The sequence below is a fragment of the Streptococcus sp. k-163 genome, from assembly GCF_013277555.1.
Lineage (GTDB): Bacteria > Bacillota > Bacilli > Lactobacillales > Streptococcaceae > Streptococcus.
The window spans coordinates 25,525-41,654 of sequence record NZ_VMND01000017.1 but is presented as its reverse complement, the minus strand read 5'-3'; the positions used below and the strand labels follow the sequence as shown (position 1 = coordinate 41,654).

The following is a 16,130-nucleotide window of genomic DNA, read 5'->3' as shown; positions in this document are numbered from 1 at the left end:
AATGAAAAAGAAATTAACTAGTTTGGCACTTGCAGGCGCTTTTTTAGGTGTGTCATGGTATGGTAATGTACAAGCTCAAGAAAGTTCGGGAAATAAAATTCACTTTATAAATGTTCATGAAGGTGGCAGTGATGCAATTATTCTTGAAAGTAATGGACATTTTGCCATAGTGGATACAGGAGAAGATTATGATTTCCCAGATGGAAGTGATTCTCGTTATCCATGGAGAGAAGGAACTGAAACGTCTTATAAGCATGTTCTGACAGACCGTGTCTTTCGTCATTTGAAGGAATTGGGTGTCCAAAAACTTGATTTTATTTTAGTGACTCATACCCACAGTGATCATATTGGAAATGTTGATGAATTATTGTCTACCTATCCAGTTGACCGAGTTTATCTTAAAAAATATAGTGATAATCGTATTACTAATTCTGAACGCCTATGGGATAATCTGTATGGCTATAATAAGGTTTTACAGACTGCTGCAGAAAAAGGTGTTTCAGTTATTCAAAACATCACACAAGGAGATGCTCATTTTAAGTTTGGGGACATGGATATCCAGCTCTATAATTATGAAAATGAAACAGATTCGTCGGGTGAATTAAAGAAAATTTGGGATGACAATTCCAATTCCTTGATTAGTGTGGTGAAAGTCAATGGCAAGAAAATTTACCTTGGGGGAGACTTAGATAATGTTCATGGAGCAGAAGACAAGTATGGTCCTCTTATTGGAAAAGTTGATTTGATGAAGTTTAATCATCACCATGATACCAACAAATCAAATACCAAGGATTTCATCAGAAATTTGAGTCCGAGTTTGATTGTTCAAACCTCGGATAGTCTACCTTGGAAAAATGGTGTTGACAGTGAGTATGTCAATTGGCTCAAAGAACGAGGAATTGAGAGAATTAATGCAGCCAGCAAAGACTATGATGCAACAGTTTTTGATATTCGAAAAGATGGGTTTGTCAATATTTCAACGTCCTACAAGTCGATTCCAAGTTTTCAAGCTGGTTGGCATAAGAGTGCATATGGTAATTGGTGGTATCAAGCGCCTGATTCTACAGGAGAATATGCTGTCGGTTGGAATGAAATCGAAGGTGAATGGTATTACTTTAACCAAAGAGGTATCTTGTTACAGAATCAATGGAAAAAATGGAACAATCGTTGGTTCTATTTGACAGACTCTGGTGCTTCTGCAAAAAATTGGAAGAAAATCGATGGAACCTGGTATTATTTCAACAAAGAAAAACAGATGGAAATTGGTTGGGTAAATACTGGAGGTCAGAACTATTATTTATCAAACGATGGTTCTATGAAGACAAGTTGGCTTCAATATAAGGGTCAATGGTATTACTTTGCTCAATCAGGGGAAATGAAAACGGGTTGGGTAAAAGATAAAGAAACCTGGTACTATATGGATTCCACTGGTATCATGAAGACAGGTGAGATAGAAGTTGCTGGTCATCATTATTATCTAAAAGAATCAGGAGCTATGAAGCAAGGCTGGCATAAAAAGGTAAATGATTGGTACTTCTACAATACAGATGGTTCACGAGCTGTTGGTTGGATCAAAGACAAGGACAAATGGTACTTCTTGAAAGAAAATGGTCAATTACTTGTGAACGGTAAGACACCAGAAGGCTATACTGTTGATTCAAGTGGTGGCTGGTTAGTGGATGTTCCGGTAGAGAAATCTGCTACAACTAGAGCTACAAGTAATTCGGAAATAAAAGAATCCAAAGAAGTAGTGAAAAAAGATCTTGAAAATAAGGCAACGAGTCAACATGAAAGTGGTACAAGTTCTTCAACTAGCCAAGATTTGACATCCTCAACTTCACAAAATTCTGAAACGAGTGCAAACAAATCAGAATCAGAACAGTAGTAAATATTAGTATCTTAAAAACATGATTAAAGCGCTATTCTTAGGAGTAGCGGTTTTTCTTTTTATTTAAAAAGAGGGCAAAAAGGGAGAGTAAGTAATTTTCTAACTGTTTAACTCAATCTAAAAATCCCCAATCGAAGCGATTGAGGATTAAGCAAATGAATCTTAAACAATACCTTGTGCAATCATAGCGTTTGCTACATTTTCAAAGGCAGCAATGTTAGCTCCTGCAAGGTAGTCTTTATCAAGACCGTATGTTTCTGAAGTTGTTTTAGCTGTGTTGAAGATGTTTGTCATGATGTCTTTGAGACGTCCATCAACTTCTTCACGAGTCCATGAAAGGCGAAGACTATTTTGGCTCATTTCAAGGGCTGAAACGGCTACACCACCAGCGTTGGCAGCTTTGGCAGGTCCGTAGAAGATACCATTTTCTTTGTAAACTTTGATGGCATCAAGGTCGCTTGGCATGTTGGCACCTTCAGATACACAGATAACGCCTTGAGCAACCAAACGTTTAGCTGCTTCACCGTTGATTTCGTTTTGAGTCGCACATGGAAGAGCGATGTCATAGTTTCCAGCGTAAGTCCATACAGAACCGTCATGATAAGTAGCGGTTGCTTTCTCAGCTGCATACTCAGTCAAACGAGCGCGACGTTTTTCTTTAACATCAACCAAAAGATCGAAGTCGATACCATTTTCATCGATGACATAGCCGTTTGAGTCAGATACAGAGATGACAGTTGCACCGAGCTCAGTAGCTTTTTGAAGAGCATATTGAGCAACGTTACCAGAACCTGAAATAACGACTTTCTTACCAGCAAAGCTATTACCGTTAGCTTTAAGCATTTCTTCAGTATAGTAAACCAAACCGTAACCAGTTGCTTCTGGACGAATCAAGCTACCACCAAATCCAAGAGGTTTACCAGTTAAGACACCAGCATCAAATTGGTTTAGGCGTTTATATTGACCGTAAAGGTAACCAATCTCACGTCCACCAACACCGATATCACCAGCAGGTACGTCTAGTGATGGTCCGATGTATTTTTGTAATTCAGTCATGAAGCTTTGGCAGAAGCGCATCACTTCAGCATCTGTTTTACCTTTAGGATCGAAGTCTGATCCACCTTTACCTCCACCGATAGGAAGTCCAGTTAAGACATTTTTAAAGATTTGTTCAAATCCGAGGAATTTCAAGATCCCTTGGTTTACAGTTGGGTGGAAACGAAGTCCGCCTTTGTATGGTCCAACAGCTGAGTTGAATTGAACACGGTAACCGCGGTTTACTTGAACTTTTCCATCACGGTCAACCCAAGGAACACGGAAAGAAATCACGCGTTCTGGCTCAGTGATACGTGCCAAGATATTTTCTTCGATATACTCAGGGTGTTTTTCAAATACAGGTTCCAAAGTGTTGAAAAATTCTTCAACAGCTTGGAGGAATTCAGCCTCGTGCCCGTTACGAGCTTTTACAGTTTCAAACACGCTTTGGATATATTCTTTAGCAGATGTCATATCGTTCTCCTTTTGTTGTTATATTTTATTACATGAGCCATTATAGCAGAATTTTTTTTGAGTGTAAAGAAAAAAACAGAAATTTTCTAAAAATTCTTTCAATTTATAAAACCGAACGTTTTAGATAGAAATTAGTTTCTCAAAGAGAAAAGCTGAAAATATGGTATAATATTAGAAATAAATGGAATCCGGAGGATCAGAATCATGGTATCAACGAAAACACAAATTGCTGGTTTTGAGTTTGACAATTGCTTGATGAATGCAGCAGGTGTGGCTTGTATGACGATAGAGGAGCTAGAAGGGGTTAAAAACTCAGCGGCAGGAACCTTTGTCACTAAGACAGCGACCTTGGACTTCCGTCAGGGAAATCCTGAGCCACGCTATCAAGATGTTCCACTTGGTTCCATCAACTCTATGGGCTTGCCAAATAATGGCTTAGACTATTATTTGGACTATCTTTTGGACTTGCAGGAAAAAGAGCCAAGCCGAACTTTCTTCTTATCTCTAGTCGGCATGTCTCCAGAAGAAACCCATACTATCTTGAAAAAAGTCCAAGAGAGTGATTTTCGTGGTCTGACTGAGCTAAACCTTTCCTGTCCAAATGTTCCAGGTAAACCTCAGATTGCCTATGATTTTGAGACAACAGATCGGATTTTGGCAGAGGTGTTTGCCTACTTCACTAAACCTCTGGGAATTAAATTGCCACCATATTTTGACATTGTTCACTTTGACCAAGCGGCAGCTATTTTCAACAAGTATCCGCTCAAGTTTATCAACTGTGTCAACTCTATCGGAAACGGCCTTTATATAGAAGATGAGTCTGTAGTTATTCGTCCTAAAAATGGTTTCGGTGGCATTGGTGGAGAATATATCAAACCGACTGCACTAGCCAATGTTCATGCCTTTTATCAACGCTTAAACCCTCAAATACAAATCATCGGAACAGGTGGCGTGTTGACTGGTCGTGATGCCTTTGAACACATCCTCTGTGGAGCAAGTATGGTGCAGGTAGGAACAACTCTTCATAAAGAAGGTGTTGGAGCTTTTGAACGCATTACCAATGAACTGAAAGCAATCATGGCTGAAAAAGGGTACGAGAGCCTAGAAGATTTCCGTGGGAAATTGCGCTATATCGATTAAATTCATTAAAAAATCAGAAGAAAGGAGAGAAGATGCTAGCCATTGAAGAAAGTCAGAAGTTGACTTTATCAAATTTATCGAGCCTGAGTCTTTTTACAGGGACAGACCAGGGTCAGTTTGAAGTTATGAAGAGTCAAGTGTTGAAACAGATTGGCTATGATTCTGCTGATCTCAACTTTGCCTACTTTGATATGAAAGAAGTAGTATACAAGGATGTGGAACTGGAGTTAGTCAGCCTTCCTTTCTTTGCGGATGAGAAAATCGTGATACTAGACCATTTTGTCGATATCACAACAGCCAAGAAACGCTTTTTGACAGATGATGAGCTCAAGTCATTTGAGGAATACCTTGATAATCCTTCACCAACAACCAAGTTGTTAATCTTTGCAGAAGGAAAGCTGGATAGTAAAAGACGGTTGGTTAAATTACTTAAGCGTGATGCCAAGGTTTTTGATGCAGTAGAATCCAAAGAACAAGAATTGCGCCAGTATTTCCAAAAGTGGAGTCAGAAACAAGGTCTGCAGTTTACCAATCATTCTTTTGAAAATCTACTCATCAAGTCGGGTTTTCAATTTAGCGAAATCCAGAAAAATCTCCTCTTTTTACAGTCCTATAAGGAAGACTCTGTTATCGAGGAAGAGGATATTGTTAACGCAATTCCCAAGACCTTGCAGGACAATATCTTTGACTTAACTCAGTTTATTCTGACTAAAAAGATGGACCAGGCGCGTGATTTGGTTAGAGACTTGACCTTGCAAGGTGAAGATGAAATTAAACTGATTGCAGTCATGCTAGGACAATTTCGGACTTTTACTCAGGTGAAAATTTTGTCGGAGTCTGGGCAAACAGAATCGCAGATTGCAAGTAGTTTAGGTAGTTATCTCGGACGCAATCCTAATCCCTATCAAATCAAGTTTGCGCTGAGAGATGCGCGAGGACTTTCCTTGAGTTTTTTGAAACAAGCTATTTCTTATTTGATTGAGACAGACTATCAGATTAAGACAGGTCTTTATGAAAAGAGTTTCCTTTTTGAAAAGGCACTCCTACAGATTGCTAGTCAGGTCAATTGATATTTTTTTGAAACTACAACCCGCGTCAAGATTATCTTGTCGTGGGTTTCTTGCTGATTTGCTTATTTTATACTCAATGAAAATCAAAGAGCAAACTAGGAAACTAGCCGCAGGTTGTTCAAAGCACTGCTTTGAGGTTGNNGACGAAGTCAGCTCAAAACATGTTTTTGAGGTTGCGGATGAAACTGACGAAGTCAGCTCAAAACACTGTTTTGAGGTTGTGGATAGAACTGACGAAGTCAGTAACTATACCTACGGCAAGGCGACGTTGACGCAGTTTGAAGAGATTTTAGAAGAGTATTATTAGAAAGTATGTCACTGATTTCCTTATCTATAAGCAAAAAACTTGAAAAAAGTGAATATTTGCGTTATCATTTTCATATAGAAAGAAAAAGAGGTATTACAGATGGCTATTATCTTACCAGATCTTCCATATGCATACGACGCATTGGAACCATACATCGATGCGGAAACAATGCACTTGCACCATGACAAACACCATCAAACTTATGTCAACAATGCTAATGCAGCTCTTGAAAAACACCCTGAAATCGGTGAAGATCTTGAAGCCTTGCTTGCTGATGTAGAATCTATCCCAGCTGATATCCGTCAAGCGCTTATTAACAATGGTGGTGGACATTTGAACCACGCTCTTTTCTGGGAATTGATGACTCCTGAGAAAACAGCTCCTTCAGCAGAACTTGCAGCAGCAATCGATGCAACATTTGGTTCATTTGAAGAATTCCAAGCAGCCTTCACTGCAGCAGCAACAACTCGTTTCGGTTCAGGATGGGCATGGTTGGTTGTCAACAAAGAAGGTAAACTTGAAGTGACTTCAACAGCAAACCAAGACACACCAATCTCAGAAGGTAAAAAACCAATCTTGGGCTTGGACGTTTGGGAACATGCTTACTACGTGAAATACCGCAACGTGCGTCCTGATTACATCAAAGCTTTCTTCTCAGTGATCAACTGGAACAAAGTAGATGAATTGTACGCAGCTGCTAAATAATGATAGTTGGAGGGAAGAATTGTTCTTCTCTTTTTTAGGTTATATGATTCTGGTCTGATAAAATCGTCAGACTTTTTTCATTTTTATGAGAAACGTGCTAACTGCTAGAAATTATGGTAGAATAAAGTATTAAGTAATCGTGAAAAAAGGATATCTATGCGAAAAGAAATTGCACCTGAATTATACAACTATAACAAGTTTCCTGGTCCTGAGTTTCATTTACACGGGGACAAGGTCGAAACGGAAGGGATAGCTTTTTCCTTGGTGGAAAATATCAAGGATGCCTTCGATGTGACGGCTTTTAATCAGCGTTTTTCAGAAGTCTTAACCAAGTTTGATTATATAGTGGGAGATTGGAGCAACGAACAGCTTCGCCTACGAGGTTTTTATAAGGATGATCGAACAGAAGAAAAACTTGAAAAAATCAGTCGTTTACAAGACTACCTTTTAGAGTATTGTAGTTATGGTTGTGCCTATTTTGTCTTAGAAAATGAAGCCCCTAAGCGAGCATCATTTGACAAGAAAATGCGTAAGAAGGAAGAAGAACAGCCTTCTAAAAAAGGAAAGAAACCGACTCAAACCAAACGAAAACCGAATGCAGATAAGAAAAATAGACGTCGTCAGAAAGACCAGCATTCTCAGAAAGAGGATAAGGGACAACGTCATTTTGTCATTCGTCAGAAGTGAGTAGAGAATAAGGAGAAGAAATGAAACCGTCAATTTATAGTTTAACACGTCAAACCATGCAGGAATGGGTTTTGGAGCAGGGAGAAAAGAAATTCCGTGCAGATCAAATCTGGGAATGGCTTTACCGTAAGCGTGTCCAGTCATTTGAAGAAATGACTAACCTTTCCAAGGATTTGATTGCTAAGCTTAATGACCAGTTTGTGGTCAATCCCTTGAAACAGCGTATCGTGCAAGAGTCTGCTGATGGTACTGTTAAATATCTCTTTGAGTTGCCTGATGGTATGCTGATTGAGACTGTACTGATGCGTCAGCACTATGGTTTGTCAGTCTGTGTGACGACTCAGGTCGGCTGTAATATCGGTTGTACCTTCTGTGCTTCTGGTTTGATTAAGAAGCAACGTGACCTCAATAACGGTGAAATTGTAGCGCAAATCTTGCTGGTTCAGAAATACTTTGATGAGCGTGGTCAGGATGAACGCGTCAGCCATATCGTTGTCATGGGAATCGGTGAGCCCTTTGATAACTACAACAATGTCTTGAATTTCGTTCGTACCATCAATGATGACAAGGGGATGGCTATCGGGGCTCGTCACATCACTGTTTCTACGTCAGGTTTGGCCCATAAAATTCGTGATTTTGCTAATGAAGGGGTTCAGGTCAATCTTGCCGTTTCTCTTCACGCGCCTAACAATGAATTGCGCTCAAGCATCATGAAGATTAACCGTGCCTTTCCGATTGAAAAACTCTTTGCCGCTATTGAGTACTATATCGAAACAACCAATCGTCGTGTGACCTTTGAGTATATTATGCTCAATGAAGTCAATGACGGTGTAGAACAAGCCTTGGAATTGGCTGAATTGCTCAAGAACATCAAGAAATTGTCTTATGTAAACTTGATTCCTTACAATCCAGTTAGTGAGCATGACCAATATAGCCGTAGTCCTAAAGAGCGCGTCCTGGCCTTCTATGATACGCTTAAGAAAAAAGGGGTTAACTGTGTGGTTCGTCAAGAGCATGGTACTGATATTGATGCAGCTTGTGGACAATTGCGTTCTAATACAATGAAACGCGACCGCCAGAAAGCAGTCGCAGCAGTCAATCCTTAATGATGAAGAAAACTTATAATCATGTTTTGGTCTGGGGAGTTATTTTCTATAGCATTTGCATTGTCTACTTTTGCTTTACTCCTCAAGAACAATCTCCTGTAGGAGTTGAAACTCCAGGTATTCAGCATCTTGGACGCCTGGTTTTTCTTTTGACTCCTTTCAATTCTCTCTGGAAACTGGGCGAAGTGAGTGATGTAGGACAATTATCTTGGATTTTTTTACAAAATATCCTCAATGTCTTCTTGCTTTTTCCTTTGGTGTTCCAACTCCTTTATCTCCTTCCAAACTTGCGGAAAACAAAAAAAGTGCTACTTTTTAGTTTTCTAGTGAGTCTTGGAATTGAGTGTACGCAGTTAGTCTTGGACTTTTTCTTTGATTTTAATCGCGTCTTTGAGATTGATGATTTGTGGACCAATACCTTGGGTGGCTATTCGGCTTGGCTCCTCTATAAACAATTACATAAAAATAAGATAAGGAATTAAAATGAGTATTTTAGAAGTTAAAAATCTGAGTCACGGTTTTGGCGACCGTGCAATTTTTGAAGATGTGTCCTTCCGTCTCCTCAAGGGGGAACATATCGGCCTGGTCGGTGCTAATGGTGAAGGGAAATCAACCTTTATGAGCATTGTGACTGGTAAGATGTTACCAGATGAAGGGAAGGTTGAGTGGTCAAAGTATGTGACTGCTGGTTACTTGGATCAGCACTCTGTCTTGGAAGAAGGACAGTCGGTGCGTGATGTTCTCCGTACAGCCTTTGATGAGCTTTTCAAAGCAGAAGCCCGTATCAATGACCTCTATATGGAAATGGCTGAAGATGGAGCGGATGTTGATGCTCTTATGGAAGAAGTTGGTGAACTTCAAGACCGTCTGGAGAGTCGTGATTTTTATACCTTGGATGCTAAGATTGATGAAGTGGCGCGTGCCCTTGGTGTCATGGACTTTGGCATGGATACGGATGTAACTTCTTTGTCAGGTGGTCAAAGAAACAAGGTGCTTTTGGCTAAACTTCTCCTTGAAAAGCCTGATATCTTGCTTTTGGACGAGCCGACCAACTACTTGGATGCTGAGCACATTGACTGGCTTAAGCGCTATCTCCAAAACTATGAAAATGCCTTTGTCCTTATTTCGCACGATATTCCATTCCTCAATGATGTTATCAATATCGTCTATCATGTGGAAAATCAACAGCTGACGCGTTATTCTGGTGACTACTACCAGTTCCAAGAAGTCTATGCTATGAAGAAATCTCAACTGGAGGCGGCCTACGAACGTCAGCAAAAAGAAATTGCAGACCTCAAAGACTTCGTAGCTCGAAACAAAGCGCGTGTTGCAACACGAAACATGGCCATGTCTCGTCAGAAGAAATTGGATAAGATGGATATTATCGAACTCCAAAGTGAGAAACCAAAACCATCCTTTGATTTCAAACCGGCTCGTACACCAGGGCGCTTTATCTTCCAAGCCAAGGATTTGCAGATTGGTTATGACCGTCCACTTACCAAGCCTTTAAATCTTACCTTTGAACGTAATCAAAAGGTTGCTATTATCGGTGCCAATGGTATCGGGAAAACAACTCTCTTGAAGAGTCTCTTGGGAATTATCCCACCAATCGCTGGGGAAGTGGAACGTGGAGATTATCTAGAACTTGGCTACTTTGAACAAGAAGTAGAAGGCGGTAATCGCCAAACTCCTCTTGAAGCTGTCTGGAATGCCTTTCCAGCTCTCAACCAAGCAGAAGTTCGTGCAGCTCTTGCCCGTTGTGGTTTGACAACCAAGCATATTGAAAGCCAAATTCAGGTCTTGTCAGGTGGGGAACAAGCCAAGGTTCGTTTCTGTCTCTTGATGAATCGTGAAAACAATGTTTTAGTGCTGGACGAGCCGACCAACCATTTGGATGTGGATGCCAAGGATGAACTCAAACGTGCTCTCAAAGAATACAAGGGATCTATTCTAATGGTCTGCCACGAGCCAGACTTCTATGAAGGCTGGATGGACCAAATCTGGGATTTTAATAATCTAACTTAAAAATGAGGATAAAAGAAATACAGTACCGAATGTGGATACTGTATTTTTTGGTTTTTATGATTTAAAATCGTAGTCTTTTACTACTTCGATGCTATCTATTGTGATAGCAGTAGTTGGCTTGTCTTTTTCATCTTTTTCGGATTTAGCAATCTTATCTACAACATCCATACCGTCAATCACTTGACCAAAGACTGGGTGTTTGCCATCTAGACTAGGATTTCCACCTTCTTTATAGGCTTCGATGATTTTCTTTGGATACTTGCTTGCAGGGAGTTTAGCAGAGGTATCTGTAGAGTTTTGGTTGATGAAGAACTGGCTGCCATTGGTGTTTGGTTGACCAGTATTAGCCATAGAAAGAGCACCACGGATGTTATAGAGATAAGGAGTAATCTCGTTTTTGAAACCAGTTCCCTTGTCTTTTGTCTTATCCTTGTCATGCCAGATGGACTGACCACCTGTACCGTCCCCTTTCGGATCTCCAGTTTGAACCATGAAGCCATCGATGACACGGTGGAATGTAATGCCGTTATAGTAGCCTTCTTTGGCATGAGTGAGGAAGTTTTCAACCGCTAGAGGAGCGAGTTTAGGGAAGAGTTTAATGCGAATATCTCCTTGACTTGTGTGTAGAATCACTTCAGCCTCGTCTTCAGCAACTTCTTTAGATAGTTGTGGGAAATTGGCGTTTTCGTTTGTTAAAGCATCGCTTAACTCCTTGGCAGATTGGGCTGCTGCTTTGGAACTTTCTTCAGCAGCAAGACTGGAATCAACATAGTCATCACCACGCAAACTACGTTGGATGTTGCCACATCCAGCTAGGGCTACAGTGGATAGTAAAAGAAGGGTTGCTAGTTTTTTCATTCTATTCCTCTCAAAAATTCATTTCTACCATTGTACCCTAAAAGGAAGGGGATTTCAAATATTAGTGACAAGGTAGTTTAAGAGAAAGTCAACCAAAAAGTCGCTTGATTAGGGACATCAATGCCATAAGTATACTCAAAGTATTTTGGGAACCAGATCTTAAGAGAGCTCGTAAAGCATCACAATTAGTAAACGTTAATTCGAAAGAATTACTATATTTTAAAAGAGCACATTTTCAATGGATTTTTTCTTTTGGCTTTACTTCCTAATTAATCAGTGAACTTAATACTAGGTCTCGAAAAGAATTATGCTTCCTCTTTCTGTCTGAGTTCAAAGAGGTCTTCTACTTTCAGATTAAAAACTTGAGCAATTTTAAGAGCCATTTCTAGTGAAGGATTGTAACGGTTATTTTCCAAGTGCAGAATTGTCTCGCGTCGCATGCCGATGAGGTCGGCTAACTCCTGCTGGGTCATGCCTGTGGACTCACGAACAGATTTGAGATTAGTAATAATCTTGCTTTCTTTGGCCATGCTTATCCTCTCCGTTCCAAGATAAAATAGACAACCGCAAATATGAAAATCAAGGCAGCTATGCTAATAAAGATCTGGCCCATGTAAAGCGTGAGAGACCCTATATATCCAATGCTAACTGCTAGAATCATCAGTGCGCCTAGTATAAAAACAAACATCAAGCTAGCTGCCTTGGCTAAATTAGTATAAAAGCGTTCGTCCGGAGTTTCCTTGACATTTTTAAAACAGAAAAAGCCAAATACAATCACTTCAATAACGAGGCCAATCCCCAAAATCCATTCTCTAATACCAGAACTTTCGCTTGGGGTCGCAACACAAATACCTACTGTATAAAAAATGCTTGCTGACAACACAAGTATCGTGTAAAGCTTAGCAGACAAGTCAAAAATAGTCTTTCCCTTATCTTTCTGAATCTTATGAGGCCGTGGTTTCGTATGTAGCCAGCTCCAAATGGCTATAATTTGACCTGACACTGAAATACCAGTAATAACTAACTTGGGTCCCCAACTAAGATTAGAACCAAATAAAACAATAAAATCAATAAAGAGAGCTACGGCAATCATTGCAATGAGGCCACGCATTTTTTGACTTTTTTTCATGATAGACTCCTTTTTTGTGTTATAAATATATAACACTTAAATTTTATGTTATAAATATATCACATTTAAATTTGGAAAGCAAGAATTTATGTGCCAAGGTGGCAATTATTTGAAAAAATTTTTTAATAAAAGCCCTCGCTAGTCAAACAACTAAAGAATTCTTTGAAGCAATGCATCGGATTTGGTTTGGATAGTTTCGTTAATAATATTTGATGATAAGGAATTTTTGGAAAATCTAGATACTGTATGAATCTCTACTTTTTTTCTTAGACTGTTATAAAGTCTGTCAGAATAAGCTTTGTAGGTATAGAAGTTAATTTTTACAGAGGTTAAGTAAGGATTTCAGTACACGTCAATAGATGTCAAAATACTGATTTTAAGCGATTTTTGATTTTTGGAAACTCATTATATCGCACTACAAATCAATAAAAACTCTACCTTTTACTCAACCCTTTTTAGATAAATATATCATCTGGATATTGAAGTTAAGCCCTGCTGTCATTGCGATGGCAGGGCTTTTTAATATTTGGTACACTAACTTCTTATCTATATTTTGGTGGATTTTAAGTTGACATCTACAAAGTTTAATGTTAGAATACATTCAAAAATATATTTGAATGAGGTGTTTTATGATTCAAAATGTTGTTACTTCAATAATCCTGTATTCTGGGACAGCCGTAGACTTACTTATTATCCTAATGTTATTTTTTGCCAAAAGAAAAAGCAGAAAAGACATCATTAACATCTATTTAGGACAATTTCTAGGCTCTGTTAGTCTAATATTGCTAAGTTTGCTTTTTGCATTTGTCTTAAATTATATTCCTAGTAAAGAGATTTTAGGTTTACTCGGTTTGATTCCAATTTTCCTAGGCCTCAAAGTTTTGCTTTTAGGAGATTCTGATGGAGAAGCTATTGCAAAAGATGGTTTGCGAAAAGACAATAAAAACCTGATTTTTCTAGTCGCTATGATTACTTTTGCAAGTTGTGGCGCTGACAATATTGGTGTCTTTGTCCCATATTTTATTACCTTAAATTTAGCGAATTTGATAGTGACTTTACTTACTTTTCTAGTCATGATTTATCTCTTGGTTTTTTCTGCCCAAAAATTAGCACAAGTCCCTTCTGTTGGAGAAATTTTGGAAAAATATAGCAGATGGTTTATTGCCGTTGTCTATTTAGGATTGGGGATATATATCCTGATTGAAAATAACAGTTTTGACATACTATGGACTATATTAGGCTAGGAGAAAATATTATGAAAAAAGATAGTATCTGCCAAGTGAATGTTATAAATCAGCAAAATATTACAACCGCAACGAACTACCTTGAAAAGGAAAAAGTCCAAAAATCACTTCGCATTTTAACAAAATTTACCGATAATAAGCAGATAAATATCATCTTCTATCTTCTTGCTGTTGAAGAACTCTGTGTCTGTGATATAGCCTGTTTACTAAATCTCAGTATGGCATCTGCCTCCCACCATCTTCGTAAACTAGCCAATCAAAACATCTTGGACACTAGAAGAGAGGGGAAAATTATATATTATTTTATAAAAGATGAGGAAATCAGAGATTTTTTTAATCAACTAGGATAACAACTATTTTTACTACTTTTCCATGATTATAGGGGATTATATATGAAATTTTTTGATGAAAATTACTCACAAGAAATACATACTCGTATCAAATCTTTAAGAGAAAAATATAATTTAAAGCAAAGCTACCTAGGTAATGCAGGTCAAGTTAGCCAAGTTGAAAAGTAAAAGCGACAAGTTACCGCTTCAATATTACTTTATTTGAATACTTAAACCGACTTGGACTATAAAGAAATTATTTTTAGAGATATTGCCAAGTTTGTTGAAAATCTGTTTTACCACTGCTTCAGCTCTATTATATTTAGAGATTTAGAAACTGTAAATAAAAGAATGAATTCTTTGTCGGATGATGACTTAATTTCTATACAATCTAGCTGTCTTAGACTTTCCAAGACATTCGCAAATTTCAATATTCAAAGAAAAAAATTTTTGATTTCTGATGAAACTGAAAAAATTATCCATAATGGCAAAAAGGTCATTAAAAAATCAAAAAAGATAAATCAATTTCAACAACAATGGACACATACGCCGAGTTAGCACCGCAAAGAAAGTTAGAATCTGTTAATCTTTATATCGATAAGATTGATGAACTAACGCAATAACTACTCTACCATTCACTCTACCTTTTATTATGTAGCATTCTAAAAACATTGATGTACCAACGTTTCTAACAGCTAAAATAGAAATTATTTAATCTTTTACAGACCTAAACTATTTCCCTATTTAGAATCTATTCATTCATATTTTATAAATTAATTAGTAGATATCATTCTTAAAATCCTTGATATTTCTCTTGGGAACAGGCTTTGGATTTAGGAGCCAGGTATCCAAATCACGTTCAGGTGAGATATAAGGTTTGACTCGGTGGTCTTTATAAAACGTTTCTAAAATAGTTTTCATGACATTCTCTTTCTGATTTTTCTTTAAAATTATAGTAAATTTCTAAATGGTTTAAAAATTTTATAGTCTGTCAAGTTTTTTTCTTGACACCTGACAGAAATCTGCTATAATAGAACATGTGCTAAATAGCTCAGCTATTTCACTCAAATAAAAAATAAGAAAAGAGACTTTAAAAATGGCAGTTAAAATCCGTTTGACTCGTATGGGTTCTAAGAAAAAACCTTTCTACCGTATCAACGTAGCAGATTCACGTTCACCACGTGACGGACGTTTCATCGAAACAGTTGGAACTTACAACCCGCTTGTTGCTGAAAACCAAGTAACTTTGAAAGAAGACCGCGTTCTTGCATGGTTGGCTGATGGAGCTCAACCTTCAGATACAGTTCGCAACATCCTTTCAAAAGAAGGCGTATTGAAAAAATTCCACGATTCTAAATTTTCAAAATAAGTTTAAAGTAGGTTGACAGATGGATACGATTGAAAATCTCATTATTGCGATTGTGAAACCCTTGATTTCACAACCAGATGCCTTAACTATCAAGATTGAAGATACACCAGAGTTTTTGGAATATCATTTGGATCTTGATCAAAGCGATGTGGGTCGTGTAATCGGTCGTAAGGGTCGCACAATTTCTGCGATAAGAACGATTGTCTACTCTGTCCCAACTGAAGACAAAAAAGTAAGAATCGTTATTGACGAAAAATAAGAAGGGCGGGACGGATGTCTCGCTTTTTTTGCAAGGAGCAGGATATGAAGGATTTAACGTTTAGACAATTACAAGACTAGTTATAGTCAATGAAAGTCAAAGAGCAAACTAGGAAGCTAGCCGCAGGCTGTACTGGAGTACGGCAAGGTGAAGCTGACGTAGTTTGAATTTGATTTTCGAAGAGTATTGCTCGAACTGAGGAAGGTCTCTTTATCAAGTTAGTGGAGAAAGTCGGATAAGTGGCCGAAGTTTTGAATGGTCGCTCTGGTCGAAAAGAAGGAGTTCAAGATTCGAACGAGGAACTAGCAAAAGAACTGGCTGATGTCATTCACTACACCGTCGCAATAGCAGCCATCAAGTACCAACATGAACGTGATTTGGAAGGATTTTTGAAGGGGGACCTCTAAGACGATAAGGAATGATTTTTACTAATAAAGAAAATTTCACCTATATTGGCCTAGCTAGTAAATAGAAAACAGTGAAATTGGCAGTTTATATTATCAAA

Annotated in this window: 18 protein-coding genes and 2 pseudogenes; 14 read left to right on the top strand and 6 right to left on the bottom strand. The window is 38.2% G+C overall.

Going from position 1 to position 16,130, the window contains the following annotated elements; all coding sequences use genetic code 11:
• The first annotated feature begins 1 nt into the window (after position 1).
• A complete protein-coding gene (gene cbpE, locus HT731_RS07230) occupies positions 2-1,885 on the top strand; it encodes a phosphorylcholine esterase CbpE (RefSeq protein ID WP_061758984.1) in 1,884 nt (627 codons plus the stop codon).
• A 165-nt stretch (positions 1,886-2,050) separates the two neighbouring features.
• On the opposite strand, the gene gdhA is transcribed toward cbpE, so the two are convergent.
• A complete protein-coding gene (gene gdhA, locus HT731_RS07225) occupies positions 2,051-3,397 on the bottom strand; it encodes an NADP-specific glutamate dehydrogenase (RefSeq protein ID WP_033680074.1) in 1,347 nt (448 codons plus the stop codon).
• Between the two features lie 204 nt (positions 3,398-3,601).
• Here gdhA and HT731_RS07220 point away from each other — a divergent pair, with 204 nt between their 5' ends.
• The 7 genes from HT731_RS07220 (at position 3,602) to HT731_RS07190 (ending at position 10,437) form a co-directional block, all read left to right on the top strand.
• Entirely contained in the window at positions 3,602-4,537 is a 936-nt protein-coding gene (locus tag HT731_RS07220; protein ID WP_033680075.1) for a dihydroorotate oxidase, read from the top strand.
• 32 nt (positions 4,538-4,569) lie between these two features.
• Entirely contained in the window at positions 4,570-5,607 is a 1,038-nt protein-coding gene (holA, locus tag HT731_RS07215) for a DNA polymerase III subunit delta (RefSeq protein WP_033680076.1), read from the top strand.
• A 406-nt stretch (positions 5,608-6,013) separates the two neighbouring features.
• Positions 6,014-6,619: a superoxide dismutase SodA gene (gene sodA, locus HT731_RS07210; protein ID WP_000974733.1), complete on the top strand. Its 606-nt coding sequence runs from the start codon at positions 6,014-6,016 to the stop codon at positions 6,617-6,619.
• A 156-nt stretch (positions 6,620-6,775) separates the two neighbouring features.
• Complete coding sequence (locus HT731_RS07205) at positions 6,776-7,306, top strand: YutD family protein (RefSeq protein ID WP_001224343.1); 531 nt, start codon at positions 6,776-6,778, stop codon at positions 7,304-7,306.
• A 20-nt stretch (positions 7,307-7,326) separates the two neighbouring features.
• The gene (rlmN, locus tag HT731_RS07200; RefSeq protein WP_173278303.1) at positions 7,327-8,412 is read left to right on the top strand and encodes a 23S rRNA (adenine(2503)-C(2))-methyltransferase RlmN; all 1,086 of its coding nucleotides are present in this window, start codon (positions 7,327-7,329) and stop codon (positions 8,410-8,412) included.
• Entirely contained in the window at positions 8,412-8,894 is a 483-nt protein-coding gene (locus tag HT731_RS07195; protein WP_033680077.1) for a VanZ family protein, read from the top strand. Before rlmN ends, HT731_RS07195 begins: the two co-directional genes overlap by 1 nt.
• 1 nt (position 8,895) lies before the next feature.
• Positions 8,896-10,437 carry an ABC-F family ATP-binding cassette domain-containing protein gene (locus HT731_RS07190; protein ID WP_173278302.1) on the top strand — a complete coding sequence of 514 codons (1,542 nt, stop codon included), beginning with the start codon at positions 8,896-8,898 and terminating at the stop codon, positions 10,435-10,437.
• 54 nt (positions 10,438-10,491) lie between these two features.
• On the opposite strand, the gene HT731_RS07185 is transcribed toward HT731_RS07190, so the two are convergent.
• From HT731_RS07185 to HT731_RS09425, 4 genes are all read right to left on the bottom strand, one after another.
• A complete protein-coding gene (locus tag HT731_RS07185) occupies positions 10,492-11,295 on the bottom strand; it encodes a peptidylprolyl isomerase (protein WP_173278300.1) in 804 nt (267 codons plus the stop codon).
• 305 nt (positions 11,296-11,600) lie between these two features.
• Complete coding sequence (locus HT731_RS07180; protein WP_001041097.1) at positions 11,601-11,825, bottom strand: helix-turn-helix transcriptional regulator; 225 nt, start codon at positions 11,823-11,825, stop codon at positions 11,601-11,603.
• Between the two features lie 2 nt (positions 11,826-11,827).
• Entirely contained in the window at positions 11,828-12,424 is a 597-nt protein-coding gene (locus tag HT731_RS07175; protein ID WP_173278298.1) for a DUF3796 domain-containing protein, read from the bottom strand.
• Positions 12,425-12,869: 445 nt separating this feature from the next.
• A complete protein-coding gene (locus tag HT731_RS09425; RefSeq protein ID WP_080566786.1) occupies positions 12,870-13,025 on the bottom strand; it encodes a FanG protein in 156 nt (51 codons plus the stop codon).
• Between the two features lie 28 nt (positions 13,026-13,053).
• On the opposite strand from HT731_RS09425, the gene HT731_RS07170 reads away from it, so the two are divergent.
• The 3 genes and pseudogenes from HT731_RS07170 to HT731_RS09420 all read left to right on the top strand — a co-directional run.
• The gene (locus HT731_RS07170; RefSeq protein WP_000615746.1) at positions 13,054-13,668 is read left to right on the top strand and encodes a CadD family cadmium resistance transporter; all 615 of its coding nucleotides are present in this window, start codon (positions 13,054-13,056) and stop codon (positions 13,666-13,668) included.
• A gap of 11 nt (positions 13,669-13,679) precedes the next feature.
• On the top strand, positions 13,680-14,018 hold the full coding sequence (gene cadX / locus HT731_RS07165) for a Cd(II)/Zn(II)-sensing metalloregulatory transcriptional regulator CadX (RefSeq protein WP_000711087.1): 339 nt from the start codon (positions 13,680-13,682) through the stop codon (positions 14,016-14,018).
• Positions 14,019-14,060: 42 nt separating this feature from the next.
• Positions 14,061-14,468 (top strand): annotated as a pseudogene (locus tag HT731_RS09420) (XRE family transcriptional regulator); the annotation flags it as partial.
• Between the two features lie 306 nt (positions 14,469-14,774).
• Here the strand turns inward: HT731_RS09420 and HT731_RS07155 are convergent.
• On the bottom strand, positions 14,775-14,918 hold the full coding sequence (locus tag HT731_RS07155) for a hypothetical protein (protein WP_000849122.1): 144 nt from the start codon (positions 14,916-14,918) through the stop codon (positions 14,775-14,777).
• A 175-nt stretch (positions 14,919-15,093) separates the two neighbouring features.
• Here HT731_RS07155 and rpsP point away from each other — a divergent pair, with 175 nt between their 5' ends.
• From rpsP to HT731_RS07140, 3 genes and pseudogenes are all read left to right on the top strand, one after another.
• Entirely contained in the window at positions 15,094-15,366 is a 273-nt protein-coding gene (gene rpsP / locus HT731_RS07150; RefSeq protein WP_000268760.1) for a 30S ribosomal protein S16, read from the top strand.
• 19 nt (positions 15,367-15,385) lie between these two features.
• Complete coding sequence (kphA, locus tag HT731_RS07145; RefSeq protein WP_000379617.1) at positions 15,386-15,625, top strand: RNA-binding protein KphA; 240 nt, start codon at positions 15,386-15,388, stop codon at positions 15,623-15,625.
• A 185-nt stretch (positions 15,626-15,810) separates the two neighbouring features.
• Positions 15,811-16,032: pseudogene (locus HT731_RS07140) on the top strand (hypothetical protein).
• Positions 16,033-16,130: the final 98 nt, after the last annotated feature.